The sequence below is a fragment of the Streptomyces boluensis genome (assembly GCF_009908195.1).
In the GTDB taxonomy this organism is placed as follows: domain Bacteria; phylum Actinomycetota; class Actinomycetes; order Streptomycetales; family Streptomycetaceae; genus Streptomyces; species Streptomyces boluensis.
In genome coordinates this window covers 1-3,265 of sequence record NZ_JAAAHS010000584.1, presented here as the reverse complement: position 1 = coordinate 3,265, position 3,265 = coordinate 1, and the positions used below count along the sequence as shown (strand labels likewise).

3 protein-coding genes are annotated in these 3,265 nt (G+C 72.0%); all 3 read right to left on the bottom strand.

Annotation, left to right across the window (positions count from 1 at the left end; genetic code table 11):
- On the bottom strand, window positions 1-1,185 hold a 1,185-nt coding region (locus tag GUY60_RS36195), incomplete at its 3' end, for a CpaE/TadZ family protein (protein ID WP_161705712.1).
- Between the two features lie 8 nt (window positions 1,186-1,193).
- Window positions 1,194-1,913 carry a Flp pilus assembly protein CpaB gene (gene cpaB / locus GUY60_RS36190; protein WP_161705710.1) on the bottom strand — a complete coding sequence of 240 codons (720 nt, stop codon included), beginning with the start codon at window positions 1,911-1,913 and terminating at the stop codon, window positions 1,194-1,196.
- Window positions 1,914-1,994: 81 nt separating this feature from the next.
- Window positions 1,995-2,981 (bottom strand): hypothetical protein, encoded by a 987-nt coding sequence (locus GUY60_RS36185; protein WP_312866559.1) that lies wholly within the window; start codon window positions 2,979-2,981, stop codon window positions 1,995-1,997.
- Window positions 2,982-3,265 lie beyond the last annotated feature (284 nt).

The following is a 3,265-nucleotide window of genomic DNA, read 5'->3' as shown; positions in this document are numbered from 1 at the left end:
GGCGGGTTCCGCGGGGCCGCCGAGGAGGCCGAGTTCACCGGCGAGGCCCCACAGCGCCTGTTTCACGGTGGAGCGGTTGTCGAGGTCCTGCATCCGGCCCGCGTCGACGGCGGCCTGGAGTTCCTTGTACTGGGACGGGATGACGGTACGGGCGACCCGGGTGCCGGTGATGCGTTCGACGAGGGGCGACTGGATCTCGCTGAGCCGGGAGTTCCGGTTGACCACGGCGAGGGTCTCCTCGGCCTTGCGGATCTGCAGCCGGTCCCACAGCCGCACCATGCGCTTGGCCGCGCGGACGGCCACCACATCGGGGGTGACCAGGAGCAGGGCGCGGTCGGCGAGTTCGACGGCGGCGGCGTTGGCGCCGTTCATCTGGGTGCCGCAGTCGATGACGACCACGTCGTACCGGTTGCGCAGGGCGCTGATGGTCTGCCGGGCCACCCGGTCGGTGACCTCCTCGCCGCGTTCGCCCTCGGCGGGGGCGAGGAGCAGGCCGATCCCGGTGGGGTGCGTGAACACCGCGTCCTGCAGCACCCGTGGCCCGATGTCCCCGATCCCGGCCAGGTCGACGATGGAGCGCCGGAACTGCACGTCCAGGTACGAGGCCACGTCGCCGGACTGCAGGTCCAGGTCGAGCAGGGCGACGCTGCGGCCCGCGGCGCGCACGGCGAGGGCGAGCTGGACGGCGGTCAGGGTGGTGCCGACGCCGCCCTTCGCGCCGGTCACGGTGACCACCGTGCCGCCGGGGCCGCGGGTGACCTCCTGGCCGCCCGCGAGGTGGCGGCGCACACCGAGCGCCCAGGTCGCGGCGGACTGCACGCGGGCCGCCAACTCCTCGTACCCGAGCGGCAGTCCGACCAGGCCGCGCGCGCCGGAGTCCATCGCGGCGGAGAAGAGACCGGCGCTGGCGTCCGAGGTGAGCAGGACGACGCCCACGGCGGGGAAGCGGAGCGCGACCTCGCGGATCAGGTCGAGGGCGGGGACGGGCCCGATGCGCTCGTGTACGAGGACGACCTCGGGCAGCTCGTCGATCGACTCGGCGGCGAGCTGCCCGAGGGTGTCGAGCAGCGCGGTCGAGTCGGCGACGGGCAGCGCGGGCTCCGCCTCCGGGAGCTGGCCGATCAGGGACGTCAGGGCGCGCACGGCGTCCGCGTCACCGATGGCCGGGAGGATTCTGGTGGTCACGGGTCCCCTCACTTGTCCTCGTCGAGGGTGTAGCTCCGGTCGTCGGGCGACACGGGGGCCTCGGCGCCGCCGCCGACCAGGGCGAGGCGTACGTGGGTGGCGAAGGACTCGGCGTAGGCGACGCGCTGGGCGTCCGCGGTGGAGAGCGCGAAGGTGATGGGGACGGCCTCGGTCTCGGCGCGACGGCGGGCGTTGCGGTCGTCGGCGTCGCCCGGTTCGAGGGCGGTGAGCCTGCCGACGTCGATGACCTTGGCGTTCTCCACGATGACCTTCGACTGGTCCTTCTGGCCCTGCTGTTCGGCCTTGAAGGTGGCGAAGATGTTGACGGTGGCGCCGGGGGTGATCTTCCCGGCCACCCCGGTGGCCGCGTCGATCATGATGGCGATCTCCTGTTCGCCCGCACCGAGCTCGGGCCGCCGTACGAGCATGTCGCTCTGCAGCAGCGAGCCCTCGCGCAGCCGGGTCACGGCGATCTTGCCGCGGATCTCGTCGAGGTCGGTGACGGCGTTCTCGGAGAGCCAGCGCTTCGGCATGCTGACCTTCTCGAACTGCCCCGCGCTGAGCGCCTTGTAGGGCGCGACATCGCCCTTCAGCCGGTACGCGGAGACCTCGGGCCCCACCTTGGAGTTCACGTCGCGGATCACCGCGAGCACCCCGGCGAAGGCGCCGAGTGCGCACAGGACCGACAGGAGCAGGAGTATGACGCCGCGGCGCTGGCGAGAGTTCATGGGGCGAACTACCTCGATCGAGAACGGATACGGGCGGGGCGGGCGGACGGACCGGTGCGTTGGATCAGGGTCGGGTCAGGGTCAAGGTCCTATGGCCCTTCTCGGTGGGCCGGAGCTGAGCACCCTGGTGGCGCCGACGACGGGTTCGAGCCCCGCGGGACCGTGCGTACGGCCGCGCTGCTCGCGTGGGAGCAGGGGCGCGGCACAGAATCCGCAGCGGTCACCGATGAGTTCGAGCCCGCACCAGTGGCACTCCTCGCGCCGTACGGACGACACCAGCTGGTAGAGCATCGTGATGTCCGGGATGGCCGCGGCGAACTCCACCAGGCGCCCGGTGGCCCACCAGCGGCTCGACTCGGCGGGCAGCGGCGCCTCGGCCACACCCTGCACCCGCCAGCCGGGCGCGAGCTGCGAGGTCACCCAGTCGGAGGTCAACTGACCGCGTGCGATGAGCAGTTGAGTGGCGAACCCGGGCCCTTCCAGCGCCGCAGCGCCCGCAGCGCCCGCCGCACCCGCCCCGCCACTGCCTCCGACACCGCCGCTACCGCTACCGCTGCCGCTGACCTTGACGAGCTGGGGCTTGGGCGTGGCGAGTACCGCGAACTGGGAGCCGGGCACCCACGACTTGGCGTGCGAGGTGAGGCTGACCGGGACCCGGTCGAGCTTGGCGACGGAGCCGAGCAGGGCGCCCGCGTAGATGTAGTGGGACAGCAGCCGGGCGGCGGAGGCGAGCACGCCGGGGCTGAAGTCGCAGAGGGCCAACTGCCGTAGCTGCAGCGCGAGCATGGCGAGGCCGAGCGGCGGCAGGTCGAGCCGGAGCAGGGCGATCCGGTCGGACTCCAGGAGGGCACGCGCGGAGTGCAGCCGGTGCAGGGTGCGGTCGGGCAGCGAGGCGGGGCAGAGCACGATGACGTAGTCGTGGGCTTCAAGCAGCGCGTGCAGTTCGGCCAGCGACTGCTCAAGGGTGTGCTCTTTGCTCGCGGGACTGAGTACGGCGGCGGGCGGCGTCTGCCGGTCCGGTGCCGGCAGGACGAGGTCCGCACTGGTGACGGCTATCGCGGTCGGCACTTCCCCACACCCCCACACCCCGTTCGCTTCGGCAGATGCGGTCATCGTCCGCCTCTGCACCATATCCAGCGCGGGGGCCGCTCAACACTCCAAGTCCACGGAGACTCCCCGGAATCCGCCCGGACTCGACCCGGAGTCGGCTCGGAGTCGGCTCGGAGTCGGCCGGAGTAGGCCGGGAGTTGGCCCAGACCTTGACAAGCTCATTGGTCTGGACCAGTTTGTACGGGCAGCACCAGCGGTGGCCACCGTCCCAGCTCCACTCCTGCTTTCCCCCAACTCCCCCC

Bases quoted from the DNA above. Each gene is read 5' to 3' on its own strand.
- cpaB (WP_161705710.1), bottom strand. From the start codon at position 1,913: ATGAACTCTCGCCAGCGCCGCGGCGTCATACTCCTGCTCCTGTCGGTC.